The organism is Pseudomonas sp. HN11 (genome assembly GCF_021390155.1).
Classification (GTDB): Bacteria; Pseudomonadota; Gammaproteobacteria; order Pseudomonadales; family Pseudomonadaceae; genus Aquipseudomonas.
Genome location: NZ_CP089985.1, coordinates 2,801,217 through 2,825,163, shown reverse-complemented (window position 1 = coordinate 2,825,163; position 23,947 = coordinate 2,801,217). Strand labels below are relative to the sequence as shown.

The following is a 23,947-nucleotide window of genomic DNA, read 5'->3' as shown; positions in this document are numbered from 1 at the left end:
TCCTCCAAAGCCTAACCCCACAAAAATAACAATCCGATGGAGACACACCATGAGTGTGATCATTGCCCTGGCAGCCCTGGTGCTGCTGATGCTGGCTGCCTACCGTGGCTATAGCGTTATCCTGTTTGCCCCCATCGCCGCCCTCGGCGCTGTCCTGCTGACCGATCCGTCCGCCGTCGCACCCGCCTTTACCGGGGTGTTCATGGAGAAGATGGTCGGCTTTATCAAACTGTATTTTCCGGTATTCCTGCTCGGCGCGGTGTTCGGCAAGCTGATCGAGCTGTCGGGCTTTTCGCGCTCGATTGTCGCCGCCGCGATTCGTGTGCTCGGCACGCGTCAGGCGATGCTGGTGATCGTGCTGGTCTGCGCCCTGCTCACCTACGGCGGCGTGTCGCTGTTCGTGGTGGTGTTTGCGGTGTACCCGTTCGCGGCGGAGATGTTCCGCCAAAGCAATATCCCGAAACGTCTGATCCCGGCGACCATCGCCCTCGGTGCGTTCTCGTTCACGATGGACGCCCTGCCCGGCACGCCGCAGATCCAGAACATCATCCCCAGCACTTTCTTCAACACCACCGCCTGGGCGGCGCCGTGGCTGGGCTTGATCGGCACAATCTTCGTGTTCTGTGCCGGCATGCTCTACCTCGCGCGCCAGCGCAACAAGGCGCAGCGTGCCGGTGAAGGCTATGGCACCGAGCTGCGCAACGAGCCGGAAACCGCCGAGAACCTGGCCCTGCCCAATCCCTGGATCGCGCTGTCGCCGCTGATCCTGGTGGGCGTGATGAACCTGCTCTTCACCCACTGGATCCCGCAGTGGTACGGCAAGACCCACAGCCTTGCCCTGCCAGGCATGACCACGCCGGTGACCACCGAAATCGCCAAGCTCACCGCGATCTGGGCGGTGCAGGCTGCATTGCTGGTCGGGATTATCATGGTATTGGTCTTCGGCTTCTCGGCAATCAAAGGCAAGCTCGCTGAAGGCAGCAAAAGCGCGGTCAGCGGTGCATTGCTCGCAGCGATGAACACCGCGTCGGAGTACGGTTTTGGTGCCGTGATCGCCTCGCTGCCGGGTTTTCTGGTACTGGCGGACTGGCTCAAGGGGATCCCCAACCCGCTGGTCAACGAAGCGATTACCGTGACCCTGCTGGCCGGCATCACCGGCTCCGCGTCGGGCGGCATGAGCATCGCCCTGGCGGCCATGTCCGAGAGCTTTATTTCGGCGGCCCATGCGGCCAATATCCCCCTTGAAGTGCTGCACCGGGTCGCCGCCATGGCCAGCGGTGGCATGGATACCCTGCCCCACAACGGCGCGGTGATCACGCTGCTGGCAGTCACCGGCCTGACCCACCGCGAAGCCTACAAGGATATTTTCGGCATCACGATCATCAAGACCCTCGCGGTGTTCGTGGTGATCGGCACTTTCTACGCCACCGGCATTGTGTGAGGTTTTCATGACGACATTGAACGGCAAGACCGCCCTGGTTACCGGCTCCACCAGCGGCATTGGCCTAGGGATAGCACTGAGCCTGGCCAGGGCCGGAGCCAACCTGATCCTCAACGGTTTCGGCGACGCCAGCGCGGTGATCGCCCAGGTGCAGGCGTTCGGCGGCAAGGTCGGCCATCACCCGGCGGATGTCAGCGACCCGACACAGATCGCCGACATGATCGCCTACGCCGAGCGTGAGTTCGGTGGCGTGGACATTCTGGTGAACAATGCCGGCATCCAGCATGTGGCGGCAGTGGAAGACTTCCCGGCGGAGCGCTGGGACTCGATCATCGCGATCAACCTGTCATCGGTATTTCACAGCACGCGCTTGAGTTTGCCGGGCATGAAGGCCAAGGGATGGGGACGTATCGTGAATATTGCCTCGGTGCATGGCCAGGTCGGTTCGGTGGGTAAGGCGGCGTATGTGGCGGCCAAACATGGCGTGATCGGGCTGACCAAGGTTGTCGGCCTCGAGACGGCCACCAGCAACGTCACCTGCAACGCTATCTGCCCAGGCTGGGTGCTGACGCCGCTGGTGCAGAAGCAGATTGATGACCGTGCCGCCGCCGGGGTTGACCCGCAGCAGGCGCAGCATGATCTGCTCGCGGAAAAGCAGCCGTCGCTGGAGTTTGTCACGCCGCCGCAACTGGGCGAACTGGTGCTGTTCTTGTGCAGCGAAGCCGGCAGCCAGGTGCGCGGCGCGGCGTGGAATATCGACGGCGGCTGGCTGGCACAATAACGAGAGGCCCACTATGTCCGAGATTCTCTGGCAACCCTCCCCGGAGCGCATCGCCCACACGCGGATGGACCAGTTCCGGCGCTACATCGACGAGCGCTATAGCGTGCAGCTCAGCGACTACCCGGCGCTGCACCAGTGGAGCATCGACCAGCGTCCGGATTTCTGGCGGGCGATCGTGGCGTATTTCGATGTGCAATTTCGCAGCCCGCCCAAGGCGGTGCTGATCGAGGACGCCGAGATGCCCAGCGCTCAATGGTTTCCCGGCGCGACCCTGAACTTCGCCGAGCACCTGTTGCGCCGCCGCGACGATCACCCGGCCGTGGTTGCCATCAGCGAAGACGGCCAACGCGAACAATTGACCTATGCCGAACTGGCCGCCCATGTCGCCGGCCTGCAACAAAGCCTGCGGGCGGCTGGTGTGGTACAAGGCGACCGCGTCGCCGCGTGCATGCCCAACACCTGGCAAACCCTGGTAGGCATGCTCGCCACCACCAGCCTCGGCGCAATCTGGTCGTGCTCATCGCCGGACTTCGGCACCCAGGGTGTGATCGACCGCTTCGGCCAGATCGAACCCAAGGTGCTGATCACCTGCGCCGGTTATCGCTATGCCGGCAAAGACATCGACCAGAGCGCCAAGCTCAATGAAATCCTTGAGCGCCTGCCATCCCTGGAGCAGTTGATCATCGTGCCGTACGCGCGTCCCCAGGCCAGAATCGAGGACTATAAGACCCACGCCAGCGTTGCGCTGTGGCAGGACTTCTATCAGCCGGGCGGCGAGCCCGAATTCGTCGCGGTGCCGTTCGATCATCCGCTTTACATCCTCTATTCCAGCGGCACCACCGGCGTGCCCAAGTGCATCATCCACGGTACCGGCGGCGTGCTGCTTACCCACCTCAAGGAACACGGCCTGCATGCCGACCTCTCCCGCAAGGACTGCCTGTTCTACTACACCACCTGCGGCTGGATGATGTGGAACTGGCTGGTATCGGTCCTGGCCATCGGCGCCACAGTGGTGCTGTATGACGGTTCGCCGTTTCACCCTGGGCCCGAGCGCCTGATCGACCTGATCGATGCGGAAAAGATCAGCGTGTTCGGCACCAGTCCGAAATTTCTCGCCACGCTGGAAAAGGCCGGCTCACAGCCGCGTCTGACCCATGACCTCGGCAGCCTCAAAGGGCTGATTTCGACCGGCTCGCCGCTGTCGCCGCAGAGCTACGACTACGTGTACCGCGAGATCAAGGCCGAGCTGTGCCTGGCGTCCATGTCCGGCGGCACCGATATCGTTTCCTGCTTTGTGATCGGCAACCCGGTACTGCCGGTGCGGCGCGGCGAAATGCAGTGCAAGAGCCTGGCGATGGCCATTGAGGTATGGGACGACCAGGGTCGGCCGCTGATCGACGAAAAAGGCGAATTGGTGTGCACCCGGCATTTCCCGGCCATACCCATCGGCCTGTGGAATGACCCGGACCGCACGAAACTGCGCGCTTCGTATTTCAGCCAGTTTCCCGGCGTCTGGGCACAGGGTGACTACGCAGAGCAACGCACCAATGGCAGCCTGCTGATCCACGGGCGTTCCGATGCGGTACTCAACCCTGGCGGCGTGCGTATTGGTACGGCTGAGATCTATCGCCAGGTGGAAAAAGTCCCACAGGTGCAGGAAAGCCTGGCTATCGGCCAACGCTGGCAGGACGACGTCCGCGTGGTGTTGTTCGTGCGCCTCAATGAGGGGGTCGAACTGGACGAAGCCTTGGAGCAACAGATCCGCCAGGTGATCCGCGCCAACACCACACCTCGTCATGTACCGGCGAAGATCCTTGCTGTCACCGATATCCCCCGCACCATCAGCGGCAAGATCGTTGAATTGGCGGTGCGCAATGTGGTGCACGGCGAGCCGGTGAAAAACACCGATGCCCTGGCCAACCCGCAGGCGCTGGAGCAGTTTCGCGACCGCCCTGAACTGACGAGAGGATGAAAGGTTTCAGCCCTGGCGCACTCATTTGAAGACAAACCGCCAATGCATGCTATTTTTCGGGGGTAGTCACCCATTCCCGACTCGCGGGATAATAGGTGTTGTCATTTTTCAAAGCGTTACGCTCAGGGCTTTTTCATGAAGGACACAACCACCGGTAGCGAAGCCGCCGCATTGATTGCGCGGCTGGACTGGGCGCGAAGCCCTCTCGGTGAGGCCAATGATTGGCCGCAAAGCCTACGCACTGCGGTGGACATCGTCGTCCACTCGCCGATGCCAATGCTCCTGCTATGGGGCGATCAACTCACGCAACTCTACAATGACGGTTTCGCCCAACTGGCGGGCAACAAACACCCCGACGCCATGGGCCAACCCGCGCACCAGACATGGCCGGAGCTGGAAGGCTTCACCGCGCCGATCTACGACGCCGTGCTCACCGGCCAGGTGCGCACCTTCAGCGAGCAGCGCTTCGTGCTGCAACGCAACAATCGCGACACGGAAATCTGGCTGGACCTGACCTACAGCCCGATTCGCGATGAAAGCGCCCGTGTTGCGGGCATCCTGGTCACCGCCATCGAAACCAACGAACGCCGAAAAGCCCAGCACAACACCGAACAACGCCTGCAGCTTGCCCTCGCGGCGACCGACGCGGTGGGCACCTGGGATTGGGACATCGGCGAAGACCGTTTTATTGCCGACGCGCACTTCGCCTACCTGCACGGCGTCGACCCCAGTAATGCAAGCCAGTTGCCAATCAGCGATTACCTGCACGGCGTACACCCGGAAGACCGTGGCATGGTGACGCGCAGCATCAAGCATTGCATTACCTTCGGCACCGAGTACGCCGAAGAATACCGACTGCTGCAAGCCGACGGCCAGGTGCGCTGGGTATTTGCCCGCGGACGCTGCTATAAGGATCATCAAGGCCGCCCGGCGCGGTTCCTGGGTGCCGCGCTGGACCTCACGGAGCGCAAACATACCGAGCAGGCCCTGCGCCAAAGCCAGACCGAGTTGCAGCTGATCATCAATGCCATGCCGGTGCTGATCGGCTATGTCGACCATCAAGAGCGCTTTCGCCTCAACAACAGCGCGTACCTGGAGTGGTACGGTATGACACCCCAGGAGCTGTACGGCAAGAGCATCCGCGAAGTGCTCGGCGACGAGGTGTATGCCGGGCGTGAGGACAAGATCGCCGCCGCGCTCAAGGGCAAGGCCTGCAGCTTCATGACCATCACTCCGCACCACGACGGCCGTCCGCGCCATGCTTTGATGAAGTACCTGCCGCGTTTCAGCAATGACGGCTCGGTGAACGGTTTCTACATCTTCGTGATCGATGAGACCGAACGCAAACTCACCGAAGAAGCCCTGCGCCACCTCAACGAAAACCTTGAAGAGCGCGTGGCCCAGCGCACCCAGGCCCTGGCCGAGGCCAACCAGCGCCTGCAAAACGAGATGTACGAGCGCGAGCGTGCCGAAGATGCGCTGCGCCATGCACAGAAGATGGAAGCCGTCGGCCAGCTCACCGGTGGTATCGCCCACGACTTCAACAATATGCTCACCGGCATTATCGGCAGCCTGGACCTGATGCAGCGCTACATCGCGGCCGGGCGCAGTGACGAGATCGGCCGCTTTACCGATGCCGCCGTGTCCTCCGCCCATCGTGCGGCCGCTCTCACCCACCGCCTGCTGGCGTTCTCACGCCGTCAGTCGCTGGACCGCCGCCCGCTGGACCCCAACCAATTGGTGGAGTCCCTCGAAGACCTGTTCCGTCGCACCAAAGGCGCGCACATCGGGCTCAAGGTGCAACTGGGCCAAGACATCTGGCCAGTGAACACCGATGCCAGCCAACTGGAAAACGCCCTGCTCAACCTGGTGATCAACGCCCGCGATGCCATGCCCGATGGTGGTGAAATCCTGATCGAAACCGCCAACAGCTACCTGGACGGCACCGACATCACCACCCTCGAACCGGTCAAGGCTGGCGACTACGTGATGCTCGGTGTGTGCGACAACGGCACCGGCATGGCACCGAAGATTCTGGCCAAGGCGTTCGACCCATTCTTTACCACCAAGCCCATCGGCCAAGGCACCGGCCTGGGCCTGTCAATGATCTATGGATTTGCCCAACAGTCCGGCGGCCACGTGACCATTCATAGCGAACCGGGCCAGGGCACCTGTGTGCGCCTGTATCTGCCGCGACTGTATGGCACCTCGCTGGAAAGCAGTTTGCCCGCCAGCCTGGGTGAAGCCCCGGTGGCCCTGGCCGGTGAAGCCGTGGTGGTGGTCGAGGATGACCCGGCGGTACGCATGCTGGTGGTCAACCTGCTCGACGAATTGGGCTACACCGCCCACCAGGCCGCCGATGCGCGCACGGCATTACCGTTGCTGGAATCGGACTTGCGCGTGGATTTGCTGGTGACCGACGTCGGCCTGCCCGGCATGAATGGCCGGCAATTGGCTGAAATCGCCCGTCAGCATCGACCAGGACTCAAGGTGCTGTTCATGACCGGTTACGCGGAGAAAGCCGCCGAGCGCCAGGGTTTCCTGGAGGACGGCATGGACATGGTCGCCAAGCCGTTTTCCATCGACCTGCTGGCCACGAAAATCCGCAGCATGATCAGCGTGGTTGAATGAGTTCAGGCATAATCGCGCGCCGTTGCATGTACCTGGTAGAGATCAATGAAAGCCCAAGCCCGTCATATCCTGGTGAAAACCAGCGAAGAAGCCGAACAACTCAAGCAGCGCATTGCCAAGGGCGATGCCTTTGATGTGCTGGCCAAGAAGTACTCCACCTGCCCGTCGGGCAAGCGTGGCGGCGATTTGGGTGAAGTGCGGCCTGGTCAGATGGTGGGGGCAATTGATGCGGTGATTTTCAAGAAGCCGGTGAAGGTGGTTCACGGGCCGATCAAGAGCAAGTTCGGGTATCACTTGGTGCAGGTGTTCTACCGGGATTGATAGGTTGGCTTCAGATTGCTCGCCAATCGCCGCAGGCGGTCATTCAACGAGGAATCAAAGCCCCTGAAACTTGAATGACCCGGCTCGCCAATCGATGGCCGGCCAGCGCAGCTTGCTCCGCCGATCCACCCTTGAGCCGACTGGCCAAGTACGCCGCGCTGAATGAATCTCCTGCCGCCGTGGTGTCGATAACCTTTTCGACCTTCAGCGCCGGCACGGCAAAGCGCTCGCCATTGCAGCGAAACAAACACGCATCCGCCCCACGCTTGAGCACCACCTCTTCAATTCCCGAATACGCCGCGAACACCTGTTCACTGTCGGCATAACCAAACAGCGCCCGCTCGTCATCCTCAGTCAGCAAGGCAATATCCACCTCAGCCAACACGCGGTGATACGCGGCGCGCGCCGCCTCAATGCTCGCCCAGAGACGCGGTCGATAGTTGTTATCGAACACCACCTTACCCCCTCGCCGACGGGTCTCGACCAGGGTTTGCAGCAAACGCTCACGACCGATGTCACCCAGCACCGCCAGGGTGATGCCGCTGAAATACACCACGTCATAGTCCGGCAGAGCCGCCAGGATCGGCTCGGCGGCGGGCGTGGTGAAACAGTCGCGCACGGCGGCTTCGTTGCGCCAGTAGAGGAATTTGCGCTCGCCATTGGCGTCGGTCTGGATGCAGTACAAACCTGGCAGGCGTCCGGGCAAGCGCTGGACCATGCCCAGGCCGAGGCCTTCCTGCGTCCATTGCTGGCACATGGCATCGCTGAAGCTGTCATCGCCCAGGGCGGTGGCGTAGTCCACGCTGCCGATATCACCCAGTTCGCGGCGCAGGTACACCGCGGCGTTCAGGGTATCGCCGCCGAAGCTCTGGTGCAGGCTGCCGTCGGCGCGGTGTTGCAGTTCGATCATGCATTCGCCGATCAGGGCGATGCGCGGGGACAAGCGGGTCATGGCTTTATACTCAGAAACGGGTTTCCAGGGATTCGATTACCTGCAACTGCTCATCCACCAGGCAACCGACCTGCCACTTGTCGAAAGTCAGACAAGGGTGGGAGGTGCCGAACGAAATGATGTCGCCAACCCGCAGTTCCACCCCCGACGCCACGGTCATGAATGCATGCTGGTCCATCACTGCCGTGACTTTGCACGCACCTAAATCATCACCTTGCACCGGCAAAATACCGGCCTTGTAGCGCTTTAGCGGCACCGGCAGACCGGCGTCGTAGGCCACGTCGCGCTTGCCCAGGGCGATCACCGCAAAACCCGGCTCAGGCAACGATTGCACATGGGCCCAGACTTCCAGGGCCGGGCGCAGGCCTTCGCTGAGGTCACTGCGACGGTCGAGCACGCAGCATTGCGCCTCTTTGTAGATGCCGTGGTCATGGGCCACATAACTGCCGGGGCGCAGCACGCTAAGGAAGCGGCCGGCGGCGTTCTGTTCTTCGAACGACTCGGCGATCAGGTCGTACCAGGCAGACCCCGACGCGGTGACGATGGGCTTGGGCAGGTCGAAAGCTCCGTTGTTCTGCAGGTCTACCGCCAGGCGCACCAGGCTGGCGGCGAAGTCGCGGATGCCGCTGATGGCGTGCTCGCCATGGATCACACCTTCATAGCCTTCGATACCCGTGAGGGCCAGGGCCGGCTGGGCCTTGATCGCCTTGGCCAGGTCGCGCACTTCCTGCTCGCTGCGGCAGCCGCAACGACCGCCGACCACGCCATACTCGATCATCACGTTCAGGCGCAGGCCACGGGCGGCGAAAAACAGCCCCAGGTCGGCGACGTTATCCGGGTGATCGACCATGCAGTGGAAGTCGAAGTCCTCGTCGACCAACAGATCAGCAATCAACGCCATGTTCGGCGCGCCCACCAGTTGGTTGGCCATCAGCACGCGACGCACGCCACCGGCATACGCGGCGCGGGTCTGCACGGCATTGGCCAGGGTGATGCCCCAGGCACCCTCTTCGATCTGGCGCTGGAACAACGCCGGCATCATGCTGGTCTTGCCATGGGGCGCCAGCTCTGCGCCGCTCTTGCTGACAAAGTCCTGCATCCAACGGATGTTGTGTTCCAGGGCGTCACGGTGCAGTACCAGGGCGGGCAGGCTGACGTCACGGACCAAGTGGGCCCCGACGTCGGCGGCGCCCTTTTCAACGGCATTGATGGCAGACATGGAAAACTCCTATTCGTTGATACGCCGGGCCAGGTTGTTGGCGCTGTCGATCAACACCCGGCGATAGTCGTTGTAGTTTTTGATCGCATCGGCCCGGGGTGCGACGATACACAGGGTCGCGATGCTGATGCCTTGCGCGTCCCGCACCGGGGCGGCAAAGCAATGGGTAAAGGTGTCGGCCACGCTATCGAAGGAAAAGAAGCCATCGAGGGTGGCCTGACGGATCTGCGCCAGGAAGGTCTCCAGCGGCAAGCGCTGGCCGTCCGGCAGGATGAAGTCATCGTGATCGATCAGGTCGATGATCTGCTGGTCGCTCAAGTGCCCCAGCAATAGACGCCCGGACGCCGTCCAAGGGATCGGCGCGTTTTCGCCGATGTCCGAAGAAATCCGGAAGTGCCGCTCGCCTTCACGCATCAACGCCACCGTGTATTTGCGCCCATTGAGCAGGCACATCTGCGCGGTTTCGTGGGTCTGGCTGACGATCTCCTGCAGGGCGTGGTCGGCCTCGCGGGTCAGGTCGAAATGGCGCAGATGCGCCTGGCCGAGAAAATACAGCTGACGGCCGAGGTAGACGTGACCGTCCTTGCCCACCGTTTCCAGGATGCGTCGCTCAAGCAGGGACGCAACCAATTCGTAAACGGTGGACTTGGGGCTACCGATGCCGCTGGCAATATCATTCGGGCGCAGGGGCTGGCCGATTTCCTTGAGAAAATCGAGGATATCGAACGCGCGGTCCAGGCCTTTGGCGCGGCGCTTGATGGTGTCTTCGGTCATGGCGATGTTGGGTCCGGTCAGATTGTTGCTATCAACACAAATCCCCTGTGGGAGCGGGCTTGCTCGCTCCCACATTTGATCAGCTTTGGGCTTCAGATCCGGGCATTTAGCCTTTTTTCTTGTACGCCACGCAATCGATCTCCACCTTGCAATCAACCATCATGTTGGCCTGCACACAGGCACGCGCCGGGGCGTGTTCCGGGGTGAAGTATTCGCCGAACACCTTGTTGAAACTCCAGAAATCCCTCGGGTCTTCCAACCACACACCGACGCGCACCACGTCTTTGAGTTCGTAGCCGGCCTCTTCGAGAATCGCCACCACGTTGCGCATGGTCTGGCGGGTCTGTTCGATGATCCCACCGGTGATAATTTCGCCGTCCACCGCAGGCACCTGGCCTGAAACGTACAACCAACCATCCGCTTCCACCGCACGGGCGAAAGGACGGGGTTGGCCACCGCCGGCTGTGCTGCCGGCACCGTACCGAGTAATGCTCATAAAAATAGGCTCCTGATTAAAAACGAATGTTCTTGAGAAATTCCGCCAGGCGCGGCGATTGTGGGCGTTCGAAGATATCCTTCGAGGTGCCCTGCTCTTCAATGCGGCCCTGGTTCATGAAAACAATCTTGTCCGAGACTTCGTAGGCAAAGCGCATTTCATGGGTGACCAGCAACATGGTCATGCCCTCCTCTGCCAGGCCTTTGATCACACTGAGCACTTCACCCACCAGCTCCGGGTCGAGGGCCGAGGTGACTTCGTCGAACAGCATCAGGCTGGGGTTCATGGCAATGGCGCGGGCAATCGCCACACGCTGTTGCTGACCGCCGGACAACTGACCCGGGAAGTGGTTACGACGCTCTAAAAGTCCTACGCGGTCCAGCCATTTTTCTGCCAAAACCACCGCCTCGTCCTTAGGCATTTTCTTAACTTTCAATAGGCCCAGGGTGACGTTCTGCAAAGCCGTCAGGTGCGGAAACAGGTTGAATTGCTGAAACGCCATGCCGGTCATCGCACGGTGCTGGGCAATCACCCGCTCAGGGTGACGCACGCGCTTGCCGGCGATTTCGCTGTAGCCGATGGATTCGCCATCCAGTGTGATCTGGCCGCCCTGGAACTCTTCCAGCAGGTTCACGCAACGCAGCAGCGTGGTCTTGCCCGAGCCGCTGGAGCCGATCAAGGTCACCACGTTGCCGCGCTGCATGGACAGGTCGACACCCTTGAGCACTTCGACCTCGCCATATTGTTTACGCAGGCCGCAGATGTTCAGCAGTGGTTGGTCTGTTTGAGGTTGGTTCATGGCAAAGCCACCCGCTTTTCAATGTAGCGCCCGAATAACTCGATGGCGTAGTTGATGACAAAGAACATAAAGCCTGCGAACAGGTAGAACTCCAGGGTCATGAAGGTGCGTGCGATCACTTGCTGGGTGCTGAGCAGCAACTCGGCCACGCCGATCACCGAGAGCAAGGTCGAAGCCTTGACGATTTCCGTGGAAGAATTGACCCAGGTCGGCAAAATCTGGCGCAGCGCCTGAGGCAACAGCACGTAGCCCAAGGACTGGTAGAAGGTCAGACCGATCGCCTTGCCCGCTTCCAGTTGCCCACGGGGAATGGCTTGCAGCGCACCGCGCACGATCTCCGACACGTGAGAGCCGCAGAACAGCGTCAATCCGACCGCACCGGCCTGGAACGCGGTGATCTGCCAACCGAGCGCCGGCAGCATGTAGAAACACGCGAGCACCAGCACAAACACCGGCGTGCCACGGATCAGGTCGACATACAGGCGGAATGGCGCACGCATCCAGAACTTGCCGTAGGTCAGGATCAACCCGGCGACAATGCCGATCAGGGTGCCAAAGATAATCGCCAATGCAGACACATAAACGCTGGCTTGAAAGCCCGCCCAGAGGGTATCCCGGGCGATCCACAACTCATGCAGCCAGCTGGGGGATTCGTACATGGAAACCTCGCTTAACGACGGATCGCCAGACGCTGTTCCAGGTAACGGAGCAGCATGGCAATGAGGTAACAGGCGGCCACGTAGAGCGCGGTCGTGACCATCCAGGTTTCAATCACCCGGTAGCTTTCGACGTTGATCTTGCGGGCGTAATAGGTCAGTTCCGGCACCGCGATGGCGGCGGCGAGCGAGGTGTCCTTGAACAGCGAAATAAAGTTGTTCGACAGCGCGGGCAACACGTTGCGCAGCATCACCGGCACGGTGATGTAGGCGCGGATACGCCACTCGCCCAGACCAATGGCCAGCCCGGCTTCACGCAAGCCCTTGGGAATATTCAGCAACCCGGCGCGGAATACTTCGGTCAGATAAGCTCCGGCGTACAACGACAGGGTGATGATGAACGACGGGATCTTGTCCAGACGTATCCCGAGGCTGGGCAACGCAAAGTAGATCAACAGGATCAGCACCAGAATCGGCGTATTGCGCACCACCGTCACATACACCGAGGCGAAGACTCGCAACGCGCGGTGTTTGGACAGCATGGCAAACGCCATCATCAGGCCGATCACGCAGCCGATGGCGATCGACAGCAACGCCAGCTCAAGACCCAGGCCGAGCCCCGCCAGCAAGCTGGGGAAGTCGCGCCAGACGGCGGCAAAGTTCAACTGATAGTTCATGGTCAGCAGTACCTGATTGGGGCGCCGTCAGCGACGCCCCAGGTTTTCGATTTACTTGAACTCAACCGGGAAGCCGATCGCAGGTTCCGGCAGATCCACACCGAACCATTGCTTGAACGAGGCCTTGTAGGTCGGGAACTCCACGCCGGTCATGGCTTCATGCAGCGCGGTGTTGACGAAGTTCAGCCAGTCCTGATCGCCACGCTTGACGGCGCACGCGTAGGTTTGCGGGCTCCAGGCGTAAGTCGGGCTGCGGTAGCGGCCTGGGTTCTGCACCATCAGGTACTTGACCGAGGACTGGTCGGTGGCGGCGGCATCGGCGCGACCGGAGTTCACGGCCTGGTACATCAGGTCGACGCTGTCGTACTGGTCGACCTTGGCTTTTGGCAGTGCCTGGTGCACCAGCTCTTCGGCATACACGTTTTGCAGCACGGCCACGGTCACGCCGTCGCCCGCCGCTTGCAGGTCTTCAATTTCTTTGTACTTGCTGTTGTTCGGCAGCAGCAGGCCCACGCCTTCGCGGTAGTACGGCAGGGTGAAGGCGACCTGCTGGGCACGGCTGGCGGTGACGGTGATGAACTGGCAACTCATGTCGACCTTGTCGGTCAGCAGGTTGGGAATCCGCGCGTCAGACGACTGCACCACAAATTCGACCTTGCTCGGGTCGTTGAACAACCCTTTGGCCACGATGCGGCCGATGTCGATATCAAACCCCTGCAACTTGCCATCCGCTCCCTGGAAGTGCCACGGCGCATTGGTACTGCCTGTACCCACGATCAAGTGCCCACGCTTGAGCACATCATCGAGCTTGCTGTCCGCCGCCTGCACAACGCTTGCGAGGGAGGCCGATGCGGCGAAGAGAAAAACACACGCTTTGAACACGGAAGGTCGGTGATGCATGACAAGCACTCCAGAAGTTGTGTATTCCGCTATACCGGAACTTAGTATGTAACAACGGAATAGACAGCAGAAAGTGTGCCACACGCAGTAACAGAAAAATACCACATGAATAAATCTGTTTTAAATCAGTCAGATAAAAGATGATGCTGAGCACGGCGTTAAGCCAGCACTGGAAAGCACTTTGCTACCCAAGGCCCCATACAGCGGTGACAGGCCTCACTTGCGTGCGCCGCAACGGCGTTACCGCGCACCTTTGCAGTGCGCCTGGGGCGTGGAAAAATTCCTACGCTGGGCTAGCCTTGGCACATTCATTCCGACAAGGACTCCACCCTGATGAAGTTCCGCCTCACCCTGGTTTTGCTTTCTTTTCTGGTGGCCGGCAGCGCTTCGGCCAGTAACGACCGCCGTGAATGCAAGGAAGAACTGCGCAAGCTCAACGACGCCTTGAGCACCAATTACACCAGCCAGAATCACCACGGCTACCGCCAGGCGAAGGCCTCAAGGGACAACCTTGAATACAAGAAATGCGCGAGCCAGGCGCGCAAGGCGCGAGAACGCGTGGAGCGCAAGGGCGACCTGTGAACATTGACAGTAGACCCGGACAATTTCCCGCCTTAGCGTGAGCCATGCCTGGAGGGAAATGTCGATGAACTACGTGAATGCGGTGATTGCAGACAAGGCTGCGTTTGAGCGCGAACTGGAGACGAACCAGCCCGTCTTTGTGGTGTTCATGTCACATGACTGCGCGGCGTGCAGTGACGCGATGCCGCGATTCACGCGAATCAGCGAGCGCTACAAGGACCACGTCAAGATCTTGATTCTTGAGTGTGTCGACACCCCACCGCATCCAAGTGTCGACCGTATCCCGATGCTGCTGATCTACCATCACCAGAGACTGCTCGAAGCCCTTCCCGGTCTTGGCGAGCAAGCGTTGGAAAGCGCCTTCGAGCAGTACGCCCACCTACCCACCGTCACGCCTGGGGCAAAGGCGCCAGGCAAACCTGCGTGACCCGCCGCTCCTCCACCGCCGCCACCGTCAGGCGCCAGCCCTCATGCTCCAGGCTATCGCCCAGCACGGGGAGGCGGTCGAGCAGGCTCATGACCAGGCCGGCGAGCGTCTGGTAATCCTCGGTCGCAACAGCCTTGAAGCCGGTGCGCTGGCGAATCCGCGTGAGGTTCAAGGCGCCACTGGCGCGGAAACCGGCGCCCTCCTCGACGATATCCGGCCCGTCGATTTCGCTGGCGTCCGGCAACTCACCGGCGATGGATTCAAGGATGTCGGTCATGCTCAACACGCCCATGAAGTCACCAAATTCGTTGATCACGAACGCAATGTGGGTGGATTCCTGACGCATCTGCTCCAGGGCATTGAGGATCGAAAAGCTCTCCAGCAGGTTGATCGCTCGGCGGGCAAGGTGCTCCAGGTTCGGTTCGTTGCCGGCCAGGTATTCCTTGAGCAATTCCTTCTTGTGCACAAAGCTCAGCGGTTCATCGACGGCACCGTTGCGGATCAACGGCAGCCGCGAGTAGGACGAATGCATCAGTTTCAGGCGAATACTGTCGGCATCGTCCGCCAGATCGATGTAGTCGACCTTGGCCCGTGGCGTCATCAGCGTGCGGATCGGCCGTTCGGCCAATTGCAACACACCGCTGATCATCACCCGCTCACGTCGGTCAAACAGCGGGCCTTGCGCTGCATCCGGCTCGCCCAGCAGATCGGCGACTTCTTCACCCACCTCTTCCACGGCCAGGCTGCGACCACCCAGCAAACGCATCACCGCATGGGCGGTACGCTCACGCACCGGCAGCACGCCTTGCGCGGATTTCTTGCGACGTGAACGAGCGATCTGGTTGAACACCTCGATCAGGATCGAGAAACCAATGGCCGCGTACAGGTAGCCCTTGGGAATATGGAAACCCAGGCCTTCGGCGGTCAGGGCAAACCCGATCATCATCAGGAAGCCCAGGCACAGCATGATTACCGTCGGGTGCGCATTGACGAAGCGGGTCAACGGTTTGCTTGCGACGATCATCAGGCCAATGGACACGATCACCGCGATCATCATCACCGCCAGTTCGTCCACCATGCCCACGGCGGTAATCACCGCATCCAGGGAGAACACCGCATCCAGTACCACGATCTGCGCCACGATCGGCCAGAACATTGCGTAGGCAACATTGCCGGTGCGCTGGGCCACATGGCCTTCAAGGCGCTCGTGCAATTCCATGGTGGCCTTGAACAACAGGAACACACCACCAAACAGCATGATCAGGTCGCGGCCGGAGAAGCTCTTGTCGAACACCTCGAACAGCGGCTGCGTCAGGGTCACCAGCCAGGAAATACTCGCCAGCAGGCCCAGGCGCATCAGCAACGCCAGGGACAGGCCGATCAACCGCGCACGGTCACGCTGCTCCGGCGGCAGCTTGTCCGCCAGGATCGCGATAAACACCAGGTTGTCGATGCCTAGCACCAGTTCCAGCACAATCAAGGTCAACAGGCCGAGCCAGGCCGTTGGATCCGCTAACCATTCCATTTATTGAGTCTCTTCAGTCATCGATTTTCAGAATGCCGGGCACGGCAAGGCGCGGTCAGTGGACCGGTACAAGGTTAGCAGTCGGAATACGGGGTGTTTCAGACGGAACAGCGACAGCGGATGGCTTGGGGAAAGACGACTGGGAGGCTCCGAGAGGGTGTTCATGCAAATCCTGCAATGACAAAAGGACTTGAATCGTACAGTTGAAAGGGAAAATCCCCACAATCCAAAACTATTACAAGATCTGTAAAACCTCCAACACCAAATCGATCATTTGATCACCGTATGAAATTATTATCAGCAAAAAATCAGACTAAGTATCAGCGCAAAACCCAAAAAACCAAGAAAAAAGCCTTTTTTCCAGTTTTTCACGAAAGCATTTGACCGATCAGAATTTCATTTGATAAACATATGATCATCACAAGCAATGAATGAACGACTGACTACAACAATAAATGGGGTGCTCATCATGAAACTTGCTACGACCTTCGCCGCCGTTGCGGCCCTCTCTCTCCTCGCCAGCAGTATTGCCCTGGCTGCCGACGGCAAGACCTACAAGGTCGGCGCCGCGGTTTACGGCCTCAAGGGCCAATTCATGCAGAACTGGGTGCGCGAGCTCAAGGAACACCCGGCCGTCAAAGATGGCACCGTGCAGCTCACTGTGTTCGACGGCAACTACGACGCACTCACTCAGAACAACCAGATCGAAAACATGGTGACCCAGCACTACGACGCCATTCTCTTCGTGCCCATCGACACCAAGGCCGGCGTGGGCACCGTCAAGCAAGCCATGAGCAACGACATGGTGGTCATCGCCTCCAATACGAAAGTAGCCGATGCCTCTGTCCCCTACGTGGGCAACGACGACGTGGAAGGCGGCCGCCTGCAGGCTCAGGCCATGGTCGACAAGCTCAACGGTAAAGGGAATGTGGTGATCATCCAGGGCCCGATTGGCCAGTCGGCGCAGATTGATCGGGAAAAAGGTGAACTGGAAGTACTGGGCAAACACCCGGACATCAAGATCATCGAGAAAAAGACCGCTAACTGGGACCGCGCGCAGGCCCTGACCCTCACTGAAGATTGGCTGAACGCCCACCCCAAAGGCATCAACGGTGTGATCGCGCAGAACGACGACATGGCCCTCGGCGCTGTGCAAGCGCTTAAGTCCCACGGACTGACTTCCAAGGACGTGCCAGTCACATCCATCGACGGCATGCCGGACGCGATCCAGGCGGCGAAGAAAGACGAGGTCACCACCTTCCTGCAAGACGCCCAGGCCCAGTCCCAAGGCGCACTGGACGTAGCCCTGCGCGCCCTGGCCGGTAGCGACTACAAACCTCGATCAGTGATCTGGGAACGCTATGCCAAAGACGTGAAATGGGGTGATGGCACCGCGAAGAACTACATCCTTCCATGGGTACCGGTGACCAACGCCAATGCCGACGCGCTGTACAAGCAAGTCAGCGGCGCCAAGTAAACCATGCCGGGTTATCGCTCCCTGCACGGGAGCGATACGCTCACCTTTGCTGCGAGGTCTGCCATGTCCACCGTTACCGAACGCCCGCAAGAACAACTGTCCCCAATCATCCCGAAAACCATGCAGGCAGTGGTCTGTCATGGCCCTGAAGACTACCGGCTGGAAACCGTCGATGTGCCTGTCCCTGGCCCCGACGAAATTCTCACCAAGGTCGAGCTGTGTGGTATCTGCATGGGCGATATCAAGACCTATCGCGGCGCGCCTTCGTTCTGGGGCGACGCCGAGCAACCGCGCTACGTGAAACCGCCAATGATCCCCGGCCATGAGTTCGTGTGCCGCGTGGTTGCACTCGGCCCTGGCGCGGAAAGGCGTGGCGTGAAGATTGGCGAACGGGTCATTTCCGAACAAATCGTGCCGTGCTGGGGCTGCCGCTTCTGCAATCACGGGCAGTACTGGATGTGCCAGAAACACGACCTCTATGGTTTCCAGAACAACGTGCAGGGCGCCATGGCCCAGTACATGATCTTCACCAAGGAAGGCATCATCCACAAAGTCCCGGACGCCATTGCGCCGGACGAAGCCATTCTGATCGAACCCCTGGCCTGTTCACTGCACGCCGCCGAACGCGCCAATGTGGATTTCGATGACGTGGTGGTGGTCGCCGGGGCCGGTACGCTAGGCCTGGGCATCATCGGCGCGGTGCGCATGCGCAATCCGAAAAGGCTCATCGTGCTGGACATGAAACCCGAACGCACCGCCCTCGCCCTGCGCATGGGCGCCGACGAAGTGTGGAATCCGGCCGAAGTCGACGTACTGGCCAAGATCCGCGACATCACCGATGGCTACGGTTGCGACATCTATATTGAAGCCACCGGCCATCACAAGGCGGTCAACCAGGGCCTGGCGATGCTGCGCAAGCTGGGGCGTTTCGTCGAGTTCAGCGTGTTCAATGACGAGGCCACGGTGGATTGGTCGATCATTGGCGACCGCAAGGAGTTGGATGTACTCGGCTCGCACCTGGGACCCTACATGTACCCACGTGCTATCGATTTTATCGGCAATCGCAAGATCGATATGCGTGGCGTGGTGACCCACAAGTTCGCCCTGGCGGATTTCAAGGAAGCGTTCGCGGTGATGGAGCGCGGCGACAAATCCCTCAAGGTGGTGCTTGAGCCCTGACCTGCTGGACTGTCTGCCCTTTGCACCCTATACCAGCGGTGCCACAGGCCTCAATGAAACCTGTGCACCGCTGATCAGCCTTACCAGAACCGCTGCTGGGTCAACCGGCTCCACCAGGTCAACAACACGCGGTCCACCGAACCACTGGCTGCCAGGCCTACCCTTTCCTGCAAGCTCTTGCGTTCGGCATAGTGCAAATGGAAAACCTCGGCGGTCTTGGCCTTGGTGGCCAGGTATTCGTCGCTGGTCTGCAGCTCATCGACCAGTTGTTTGTCGAGGGCCGCAACACCCAGCCACACTTCTCCGGTCGCTACATCATCAATGGCCAGCTGCGGGCGGTAGCGCGAGACGAAGTTCTTGAACAGTTGGTGAGTGATGTCCAGGTCTTCCTGGAACTTCTCGCGGCCCTTCTCGGTGTTTTCGCCAAACACCGTGAGGGTGCGTTTGTACTCACCGGCAGTCAGCACTTCGAAGTCGATGTCGTGTTTTTTCAGCAAGCGGTTGACGTTAGGCAACTGCGCTACCACGCCGATGGAACCGAGGATGGCAAACGGCGCGCTGATAATCTTCTCGCCAATGCAGGCCATCATGTAGCCGCCGCTGGCCGCCACCTTGTCGATGCACACAGTCAGCGGCACGCCCGCCTGGCGGATGCGCGCCAATTGCGAAGACGCCAGCCCGTAGCTATGGACCATGCCACCACCGCTTTCCAGGCGCAGCACCACTTCATCTTTAGGGGTGGCCAGGCTGAGGAGCGCTGTAATTTCATGGCGCAGGCTCTCGGTGGCCGAGGCCTTGATGTCACCGTCGAAATCCAGCACGAACACCCGTGGCCTGGCCTCGGCTTTCTGCTTGCCCTTCTTCTTTTCAGCTTTGCCTTCGCACTTGCGCAGGGCTTTGAGCTGGTCCTTGTCGAGCAGCGTTGACTCCAGACGCTCACGCAGGCCCTTGTAGAAGTCATTGAGCTTATTGACCTGCAACTGGCCGGCGGATTTGCGACGACCTTTGCTGCGCAGCGATGCGAAGCTGATCAGTACCACCAGAATAGCAACCACCAGGGTGACGGTCTTCGCCAGAAAGCTCGCGTATTCGGCCAGAAAATCCATAGTTCTCCTTACAAGTGCAGTGCGCCAGGCGCGGATTGCCCAAGCATACCGGCGGCACCGCGTTCGGGCCAGTGATCAAACCGCCAGCAACCAGCCCTCTAACGCACTTTTAAAACAAGCGTATGTTTTTTCATTGACAGCCCTTCGGCATCCTCATAACCTCGCCAGACTTTCAACGTACCGGGAAAACGGACGTGGGCAGCATCTATCTGATTCGACATGGCCAAGCCTCCTTCGGTGAAGACGACTATGACGTCCTGTCGCCCGTTGGCGTGGAACAGGCGCAAGTGCTCGGTCGTCACCTGGCGGACATGGGCCTGGTGTTCGACCGCTGCGTGGCCGGCGACCTGCGCCGCCAGCAACACACCGCCACCGCCACCTTCGATCAGTACAGCGCCCTTGGTCTGCCGGTGCCGGCACTGGAAATCGACAGTGCCTTCAATGAATTCGATGCCGACGCGATCATCCGCGCCCTGCTCCCCGACCTGCTCACCGCCGAACCCGAAGCCCTGGAGATCCTGCGCAATGCCGCGCAGAACCGCAGTGAATTCCAGCGCATCTTCGCCCTGATCATCGAGCGCTGGCTGGCCGGCACTTATGACCCTCCAGGACTGGAGAGTTGGCTGGGGTTCGTGGAACGTGTGCAAGGTGGCCTGCAACGCATTCTTGAAGCGGCTGACAACACGCAAAAGATCGCCGTGTTCACCTCCGGCGGCACCATTACCGCCCTGCTCCACCTGATTACCCGGATGCCTGCCGCACAGGCCTTCGAACTGAACTGGCAAATTGTTAACACCTCGCTCAACCAGCTGAAATTCCGCGGTCGCGAGGTGGCACTGGCTTCCTTCAACAGTCATACCCACTTGCAACTGTTGAAGGCGCCGCAGCTCATCACGTTCCGATGAACTGCGGCCAACCGTGACCCCAAGGTCACTGGACTCTACCCTAAAGGATCGAAACCATGACTGACGTAGCCAAAGCTGTAGAAGCAATGAAAGCCAAATTCAACCCAAGCGCTGCCGAAGGCTTGGACCTGGTGTTCGGTTTCCGTATCGACGACACCAAGAACTTTTCCCTGGTCGTCAAAGACAAGACCTGTGAACTGTTGGAAGGCGAAAACCCAGACGCCCAAGTGACCCTGGTCATGGACAGCGAAACCCTGGAAGGCATCGTCGACGGCTCCACCGACGGCATGCAGGCCTTCATGGGCGGCAAGCTGCGCACCGAAGGCGACATGATGCTGGCCATGAAGCTGAGCGAGCTGTTCCCTTCCTGAGTCCGCTGAAGTTCAAAGGTGGGAGCGGGCTTGCCCGCTCCCACCTTTTATTCTGCGGTGTGACTTAGATTTTTGGCTGCAGCAACAACGCCACCAACGCACTCCACCCCGTCTGGTGCGAAGCTCCCAACCCCCGCCCAGTCTCTCCATGAAAATACTCATGGAACAACACCAGGTCGCGACTCTCCGGGTCCGCCTCCAACTGCGCATACCCCGCCATCGACGGCCGCAGGCCATTTTCATCGCGCAGAAACAACCGAGTCAGACGGTGACTGAGGCTACCAGCCACTTCCTCCAGGGATGACAGATAACCACTGCCCGTCGGGTATTCCACCGAGAAGTTGTCCGCGTAGTAGCGGTGAAACTCGCGCAGCGATTCGATCAACATGTAGTTCACCGGCATCCACAATGGCCCGCGCCAATTGGAGTTGCCGCCGTACAAACGCGAGTCGGACTCGCCGGGCTGGTAGCGGGCACACAGCGTGTTGCCGTTCATCTTCAACGCCAGGGGTCGCTCGGCGAACGCCTTGGACAGCGAGCGCACACCAAACGCCGACAAGAACTCATTGTCATCGAGCATGCGCCGCAGCAGGTCCTTGGTGCGTTCACCGCGCAGCAGCGCCAGCAACAGACGGTTACCCTGCCCCGGCTCGTTCCAGCGTGAAACCAGCTTGGCCAGGTCCGGCCGATGCTTCATGAACCCCAGCAAACGCTCGCGCAACCCCTCGAGGCCCTCATGCTCGCGCTGCTCCAGCACCAGCACGGCAAACAGCGGCATCAGGCCAACAATGGAGCGCAGACGCACCGGCTCGCTCTCGCCGTCCGGACGGTGCAGCACGTCGTAGAAGAACAGGTCCTGCTCATCCCACAGGCCTTCGGCACTGTCGTCGACGCGGTTGATGGCGCCGGCTATGTACAGGAAATGCTCGAAAAACTTCACGGCGATGTCGACATACACCCCGTTGCGCTTGGCCAGCTCCAGGCCGATCCGCATCAAGTCCAGCGCGTACGCCGCGACCCATGCCGTCCCGTCGGCCTGATCCAGTTGGTAACCCGTCGGCAGCGCGGCCGAGCGGTCAAACAAGGCGATATTGTCCAAACCCAGGAAACCGCCCTGGAACAGGTTGCGGCCTTCGGCGTCCTTGCGGTTGACCCACCAGGAAAAATTCAGCAGCAGCTTGTGGAAAATCCGTTCAAGGAAATCCATATCGCCTACGCCGGTCAGCGCCTTGTCTTGCTGATACACCCGCCAACTGGCCCAGGCGTGCACCGGCGGGTTGGCATCGTCAAAGCGCCACTCATAGGCCGGCAACTGACCGTTGGGGTGCATGAAGCGATCTTTCACCAGCAGTAGCAGCTGTTGCTTGGCGTACCCAAGATCGATCAATGCAATGGCCACTGCCTGGAAACCCTGGTCCCAGGAGGCATACCACGGATATTCCCAGGTGTCAGGCATGGAAAGAATGTCGAAATTCGACAGGTGCCGCCAATGAGTATTGCGGATATGCAGGCGCTCAGGCGGTGGCGTGGGTTGCGCCGGGTCGCCGTCGAGCCATTGGTTGACGTCCAAATAATAGAGTTGCTTGGACCACAGCAAACCGGCCAAGGCCTGACGCTGCACATTGCGCGCGTCCTCGTCGGCGAGATCGTGCTGCAAGGCGGCGTAGAAGTCATCGGCCTCCTGGCGGCGTTGTTCGAACAGCTTGCGAGCGTTGACCGGCGGCGCGTCGACCGGGGCGAAACGCAGGTAGAGGATTTTACTTTGCAGGCCTGCCAGGTCGAGGATGAAGCGTGCGGCGACTTTAGTCCCGCTGTCGCGGCGAATCGCCGATTGAACACCCTCGACCACATAGTCATTGATCCCGTCCTTGAACGGCCCCGGTGCCGGCTGTCCATCCAGCCTGGGGGAGTTGGTTTCGTTCTCACAGAACAGCCACTCCAACCCGTCCTGGCCCCAGACGCTGAGGTGACGGTCAAGCAGTTCAGGATGGTGCGCCAGTACCTGTTCCCCGTCCAACTTCAGCTGCGGTTTGGGTGCATCAAGAGTCCAGCTCCAGTCGTTGCGTGCCCACAGTTGAGGCAACACCTGCAACCGTGTTGGTTGCTCCGAACGATTTTTCACGGTGACACGCATGAAGATATCGTCGGGCTGATCCTTGGCATATTCGACGCTGACATCGCAGTAACGATTGTCTTCAAACACGCCAGTATCGAGGATCTCGTACTCAGTATCCTCCAGGCCACGGCGGGCGTTTTCGCTGATCAGGTCGGCGTAGGGAAAGGCAGCGTGGGGGTATTTATAGAGCATGCGCATGTAGGCATGGCTCGGGACGCCGTCAACGAAAAAGTACAGTTCCTTGACGTCTTCACCGTGGTTGCCCTCAGCGTTGTTGAGGCCGAACAGGCGCTCTTTGATGATCGCATCGCGCTCGTTCCACAGGGCCAGGCCCAGGCACCAGCGTTGCGCTTTGTCGCTGAAACCGGCCAGCCCATCTTCGCCCCAACGGTAGGCGCGGCTACGCGCGTGTTCATGGGGGAAGTAAGTCCATGCGTCGCCGTCGGCACTGTAGTCTTCGCGTACCGTGCCCCATTGGCGCTCGCTCAAATAAGGGCCCCACTCGCGCCAACGCTCGGCATCCTGCGGCGCCAGGCGTTGGCCCTCGATTGTTCCAAGTATTCGGTTGTCGGGTGTGGCCGTCATCGGGTCCTCCAGCGCCTACCAAGTGAGAGGCAGTGTAGAGCCCAATGACGGCCGG

Annotated in this window: 22 protein-coding genes; 11 read left to right on the top strand and 11 right to left on the bottom strand. The window is 60.2% G+C overall.

Annotated features, from left to right (window positions below):
* The first annotated feature begins 49 nt into the window (after positions 1-49).
* From LVW35_RS12805 to LVW35_RS12785, 5 genes are all read left to right on the top strand, one after another.
* Entirely contained in the window at positions 50-1,441 is a 1,392-nt protein-coding gene (locus LVW35_RS12805) for a GntP family permease (RefSeq protein WP_233895950.1), read from the top strand.
* Between the two features lie 7 nt (positions 1,442-1,448).
* Positions 1,449-2,222 carry a 3-hydroxybutyrate dehydrogenase gene (gene hbdH, locus LVW35_RS12800; protein WP_233895949.1) on the top strand — a complete coding sequence of 258 codons (774 nt, stop codon included), beginning with the start codon at positions 1,449-1,451 and terminating at the stop codon, positions 2,220-2,222.
* Positions 2,223-2,235: 13 nt separating this feature from the next.
* The gene (locus LVW35_RS12795; RefSeq protein WP_233895948.1) at positions 2,236-4,194 is read left to right on the top strand and encodes an acetoacetate--CoA ligase; all 1,959 of its coding nucleotides are present in this window, start codon (positions 2,236-2,238) and stop codon (positions 4,192-4,194) included.
* A 135-nt stretch (positions 4,195-4,329) separates the two neighbouring features.
* Positions 4,330-6,825, top strand: coding sequence for a PAS domain-containing protein (locus tag LVW35_RS12790; protein WP_233895947.1), 2,496 nt, complete (start codon positions 4,330-4,332; stop codon positions 6,823-6,825).
* 45 nt (positions 6,826-6,870) lie between these two features.
* Positions 6,871-7,146: a peptidylprolyl isomerase gene (locus LVW35_RS12785; RefSeq protein ID WP_233895944.1), complete on the top strand. Its 276-nt coding sequence runs from the start codon at positions 6,871-6,873 to the stop codon at positions 7,144-7,146.
* Between the two features lie 43 nt (positions 7,147-7,189).
* Here the strand turns inward: LVW35_RS12785 and LVW35_RS12780 are convergent, their stop codons facing one another.
* From LVW35_RS12780 to LVW35_RS12745, 8 genes are all read right to left on the bottom strand, one after another.
* On the bottom strand, positions 7,190-8,098 hold the full coding sequence (locus LVW35_RS12780; protein ID WP_233895942.1) for a sugar kinase: 909 nt from the start codon (positions 8,096-8,098) through the stop codon (positions 7,190-7,192).
* Positions 8,099-8,108: 10 nt separating this feature from the next.
* Positions 8,109-9,317: an amino acid deaminase gene (locus tag LVW35_RS12775; protein WP_233895940.1), complete on the bottom strand. Its 1,209-nt coding sequence runs from the start codon at positions 9,315-9,317 to the stop codon at positions 8,109-8,111.
* Between the two features lie 9 nt (positions 9,318-9,326).
* The gene (locus LVW35_RS12770) at positions 9,327-10,091 is read right to left on the bottom strand and encodes an IclR family transcriptional regulator (RefSeq protein WP_056859507.1); all 765 of its coding nucleotides are present in this window, start codon (positions 10,089-10,091) and stop codon (positions 9,327-9,329) included.
* Positions 10,092-10,197: 106 nt separating this feature from the next.
* Complete coding sequence (locus tag LVW35_RS12765) at positions 10,198-10,587, bottom strand: RidA family protein (protein WP_010210958.1); 390 nt, start codon at positions 10,585-10,587, stop codon at positions 10,198-10,200.
* A 16-nt stretch (positions 10,588-10,603) separates the two neighbouring features.
* Complete coding sequence (locus tag LVW35_RS12760; protein ID WP_233895939.1) at positions 10,604-11,386, bottom strand: amino acid ABC transporter ATP-binding protein; 783 nt, start codon at positions 11,384-11,386, stop codon at positions 10,604-10,606.
* Positions 11,383-12,045, bottom strand: a complete 663-nt coding sequence (locus LVW35_RS12755) for an amino acid ABC transporter permease (protein WP_016976586.1) — start codon at positions 12,043-12,045, stop codon at positions 11,383-11,385. The genes LVW35_RS12760 and LVW35_RS12755 overlap by 4 nt, the downstream gene beginning before the upstream one ends.
* Positions 12,046-12,056: 11 nt before the next feature.
* On the bottom strand, positions 12,057-12,719 hold the full coding sequence (locus tag LVW35_RS12750; RefSeq protein ID WP_122727686.1) for an amino acid ABC transporter permease: 663 nt from the start codon (positions 12,717-12,719) through the stop codon (positions 12,057-12,059).
* A gap of 51 nt (positions 12,720-12,770) precedes the next feature.
* Entirely contained in the window at positions 12,771-13,619 is an 849-nt protein-coding gene (locus tag LVW35_RS12745; RefSeq protein WP_065907736.1) for a transporter substrate-binding domain-containing protein, read from the bottom strand.
* 333 nt (positions 13,620-13,952) lie between these two features.
* Between LVW35_RS12745 and LVW35_RS12740 the strand changes: the two genes are divergently transcribed.
* Together LVW35_RS12740 and LVW35_RS12735 are read left to right on the top strand one after the other, a co-directional pair.
* A complete protein-coding gene (locus tag LVW35_RS12740; protein ID WP_233895937.1) occupies positions 13,953-14,201 on the top strand; it encodes a hypothetical protein in 249 nt (82 codons plus the stop codon).
* A gap of 58 nt (positions 14,202-14,259) precedes the next feature.
* Positions 14,260-14,628 (top strand): thioredoxin family protein, encoded by a 369-nt coding sequence (locus LVW35_RS12735; RefSeq protein WP_233895935.1) that lies wholly within the window; start codon positions 14,260-14,262, stop codon positions 14,626-14,628.
* Here LVW35_RS12735 and LVW35_RS12730 read toward each other — a convergent pair.
* Positions 14,591-16,153 (bottom strand): TerC family protein, encoded by a 1,563-nt coding sequence (locus LVW35_RS12730; RefSeq protein ID WP_233895933.1) that lies wholly within the window; start codon positions 16,151-16,153, stop codon positions 14,591-14,593. The genes LVW35_RS12735 and LVW35_RS12730 overlap by 38 nt on opposite strands.
* A gap of 469 nt (positions 16,154-16,622) precedes the next feature.
* On the opposite strand from LVW35_RS12730, the gene LVW35_RS12725 reads away from it, so the two are divergent.
* A complete protein-coding gene (locus LVW35_RS12725; RefSeq protein WP_233895931.1) occupies positions 16,623-17,630 on the top strand; it encodes a substrate-binding domain-containing protein in 1,008 nt (335 codons plus the stop codon).
* A 63-nt stretch (positions 17,631-17,693) separates the two neighbouring features.
* Positions 17,694-18,809: an MDR/zinc-dependent alcohol dehydrogenase-like family protein gene (locus LVW35_RS12720; protein WP_233895929.1), complete on the top strand. Its 1,116-nt coding sequence runs from the start codon at positions 17,694-17,696 to the stop codon at positions 18,807-18,809.
* 80 nt (positions 18,810-18,889) lie between these two features.
* Here the strand turns inward: LVW35_RS12720 and sohB are convergent, their stop codons facing one another.
* The gene (sohB, locus tag LVW35_RS12715; protein WP_233895927.1) at positions 18,890-19,915 is read right to left on the bottom strand and encodes a protease SohB; all 1,026 of its coding nucleotides are present in this window, start codon (positions 19,913-19,915) and stop codon (positions 18,890-18,892) included.
* 194 nt (positions 19,916-20,109) lie between these two features.
* Between sohB and LVW35_RS12710 the strand changes: the two genes are divergently transcribed.
* Positions 20,110-20,820 (top strand): histidine phosphatase family protein, encoded by a 711-nt coding sequence (locus LVW35_RS12710; RefSeq protein WP_233895925.1) that lies wholly within the window; start codon positions 20,110-20,112, stop codon positions 20,818-20,820.
* 56 nt (positions 20,821-20,876) lie between these two features.
* Entirely contained in the window at positions 20,877-21,191 is a 315-nt protein-coding gene (locus tag LVW35_RS12705) for an SCP2 sterol-binding domain-containing protein (protein WP_065927178.1), read from the top strand.
* Positions 21,192-21,255: 64 nt separating this feature from the next.
* On the opposite strand, the gene LVW35_RS12700 is transcribed toward LVW35_RS12705, so the two are convergent.
* Positions 21,256-23,892, bottom strand: a complete 2,637-nt coding sequence (locus LVW35_RS12700) for an MGH1-like glycoside hydrolase domain-containing protein (RefSeq protein ID WP_233895923.1) — start codon at positions 23,890-23,892, stop codon at positions 21,256-21,258.
* Positions 23,893-23,947: the final 55 nt, after the last annotated feature.

Coding starts and splice junctions, on each gene's coding strand:
- LVW35_RS12700 (WP_233895923.1), bottom strand. CDS start 23,892: ATGACGGCCACACCCGACAACCGAATACTTGGAACAATCGAGGGCCAA.
- LVW35_RS12770 (WP_056859507.1), bottom strand. CDS start 10,091: ATGACCGAAGACACCATCAAGCGCCGCGCCAAAGGCCTGGACCGCGCG.
- LVW35_RS12780 (WP_233895942.1), bottom strand. CDS start 8,098: ATGACCCGCTTGTCCCCGCGCATCGCCCTGATCGGCGAATGCATGATC.
- LVW35_RS12725 (WP_233895931.1), top strand. CDS start 16,623: ATGAAACTTGCTACGACCTTCGCCGCCGTTGCGGCCCTCTCTCTCCTC.
- LVW35_RS12785 (WP_233895944.1), top strand. CDS start 6,871: ATGAAAGCCCAAGCCCGTCATATCCTGGTGAAAACCAGCGAAGAAGCC.
- LVW35_RS12750 (WP_122727686.1), bottom strand. CDS start 12,719: ATGAACTATCAGTTGAACTTTGCCGCCGTCTGGCGCGACTTCCCCAGC.
- LVW35_RS12790 (WP_233895947.1), top strand. CDS start 4,330: ATGAAGGACACAACCACCGGTAGCGAAGCCGCCGCATTGATTGCGCGG.
- LVW35_RS12720 (WP_233895929.1), top strand. CDS start 17,694: ATGTCCACCGTTACCGAACGCCCGCAAGAACAACTGTCCCCAATCATC.
- LVW35_RS12735 (WP_233895935.1), top strand. CDS start 14,260: ATGTCGATGAACTACGTGAATGCGGTGATTGCAGACAAGGCTGCGTTT.
- LVW35_RS12760 (WP_233895939.1), bottom strand. CDS start 11,386: ATGAACCAACCTCAAACAGACCAACCACTGCTGAACATCTGCGGCCTG.
- LVW35_RS12795 (WP_233895948.1), top strand. CDS start 2,236: ATGTCCGAGATTCTCTGGCAACCCTCCCCGGAGCGCATCGCCCACACG.
- sohB (WP_233895927.1), bottom strand. CDS start 19,915: ATGGATTTTCTGGCCGAATACGCGAGCTTTCTGGCGAAGACCGTCACC.
- LVW35_RS12755 (WP_016976586.1), bottom strand. CDS start 12,045: ATGTACGAATCCCCCAGCTGGCTGCATGAGTTGTGGATCGCCCGGGAT.
- hbdH (WP_233895949.1), top strand. CDS start 1,449: ATGACGACATTGAACGGCAAGACCGCCCTGGTTACCGGCTCCACCAGC.
- LVW35_RS12740 (WP_233895937.1), top strand. CDS start 13,953: ATGAAGTTCCGCCTCACCCTGGTTTTGCTTTCTTTTCTGGTGGCCGGC.
- LVW35_RS12745 (WP_065907736.1), bottom strand. CDS start 13,619: ATGCATCACCGACCTTCCGTGTTCAAAGCGTGTGTTTTTCTCTTCGCC.
- LVW35_RS12805 (WP_233895950.1), top strand. CDS start 50: ATGAGTGTGATCATTGCCCTGGCAGCCCTGGTGCTGCTGATGCTGGCT.
- LVW35_RS12775 (WP_233895940.1), bottom strand. CDS start 9,317: ATGTCTGCCATCAATGCCGTTGAAAAGGGCGCCGCCGACGTCGGGGCC.
- LVW35_RS12765 (WP_010210958.1), bottom strand. CDS start 10,587: ATGAGCATTACTCGGTACGGTGCCGGCAGCACAGCCGGCGGTGGCCAA.
- LVW35_RS12730 (WP_233895933.1), bottom strand. CDS start 16,153: ATGGAATGGTTAGCGGATCCAACGGCCTGGCTCGGCCTGTTGACCTTG.
- LVW35_RS12705 (WP_065927178.1), top strand. CDS start 20,877: ATGACTGACGTAGCCAAAGCTGTAGAAGCAATGAAAGCCAAATTCAAC.